2 protein-coding genes are annotated in these 1,376 nt (G+C 72.4%); one reads left to right on the forward strand and one right to left on the reverse strand.

Translation table 11 applies throughout. The features are described from left to right. On the forward strand, positions 1-836 hold an 836-nt coding region (locus I5I_RS02335; protein WP_036316050.1), incomplete at its 5' end, for an NUDIX domain-containing protein. A gap of 13 nt (positions 837-849) precedes the next feature. Here the strand turns inward: I5I_RS02335 and I5I_RS02340 are convergent. Next, positions 850-1,242, reverse strand: a complete 393-nt coding sequence (locus tag I5I_RS02340; protein WP_036316051.1) for an RNA-binding S4 domain-containing protein — start codon at positions 1,240-1,242, stop codon at positions 850-852. Positions 1,243-1,376: the final 134 nt, after the last annotated feature.

A 1,376-nucleotide genomic window follows, 5' to 3' on the forward strand; every position in this document is an offset into this window, starting at 1 on the left:
CGGGTGACGCGTGGGTCGTGGCCGACGATGGCACGCGCTACTGGGGGCGCTTCGGTGCCGCGGGCCTGCTCGCCGTCGATCCGCAGCGCGGCGTGCTCTTGCAGCACCGCGTGGCCTGGAGCCACTTCGGCGACACGTGGGGGTTGCCGGGTGGTGCGCGCCATCAGGACGAGTCCGCATGCGAGGGGGCGTTGCGCGAGTCGGCGGAAGAGGCGGGAGTGCCGGCATCCGCCGTGCAGTCGCGCCTGATCAGTGTGTACGACGTGGGCGTGTGGACGTACGCGACGGTCGTCGCGGATGTCGTCGTGCCGTTCGAGCCGGTGATCAGCGACCCTGAGAGCCGTGAGCTGGCGTGGGTGCCCGTGGATGCCGTCGACTCCTACCCGCTGCATCCGGGGTTCGCCGCGTCATGGCCGCTGCTGCGGTCGCTGCTCGAGGTGCACCCGGTCGTGGTGGTCGACGCAGCGAACGTGGTCGGATCGGTGCCCGACGGCTGGTGGAAGGATCGGGCGGGCGCGACGGCGCGGCTGCTGGATCGACTGCGCGGGCTGGCGGCGCGGGGGATGGATGCCGGGCGGCTGGGGCTTGCCGCGGACGTGTGGTTTCCGGAGCTCCGTGTCGTGGTCGAGGGCCAGGCGCGCCCGGTCGAGGAGGTTCCGGGACTCACGGTGGTGCGCGCCGACGCCGAGGGTGATGACGCGATCGTCGCGGAGGTTGCAGCGCTTGCTGCTGCGGGCCGGAGTGTGGTCGTGGTGACGAGTGACCGGGAACTGCGGGCGCGTGTGGGCGCGCTCGGTGCCGTGGCGCACGGGCCGTCGTGGCTCGACCTCGACTGAGGTCGCCGGGCGGTCAGTCGTCGTCGATCGCGTAGCCGGTATCAGCGTCGCGTCCGCGCAGGCGGTCGATGTCGCGGCGCTCGCGCTTGGTGGGCCGGCCGGCACCGCGGTCACGGACGGCGAGTTGGGCGACCGGCTCGCGCGGCGGTGTGCGGTCCTCCGCGGCGAGGGCGGCGATCGGTGCGCCGACGCGTTTGGTGAGCAGTTGGCGTACGACGAGGATGCGGTCGAACCCGGCGATGCGCACGCGGATCTCGTCGCCGATGCGCACCGCCTGGGCGGCTTTCGCCTTCTCGCCGCCGATGCGCACATGCCCGGCGCGGCACGCCGTGGTCGCGGCGGAGCGGGTCTTGTAGACGCGCACCGCCCAGAGCCACGCATCGATGCGGACGGACGGCTCGCTCATCCCTCGATTCTGCCCTGTCGGATTCGTCGGGGTGGTGAGCGGGGGATCAGGTCACGGTGAGGGAGACGATCGGACGCCGGGAGCGCGGGACGAGCGACTTCGATGAATCCGGCATCCTCGAAGCTCGAAGCGCG

It is taken from the genome of Microbacterium sp. B24 (genome assembly GCF_000333415.1).
GTDB lineage: Bacteria > Actinomycetota > Actinomycetes > Actinomycetales > Microbacteriaceae > Microbacterium.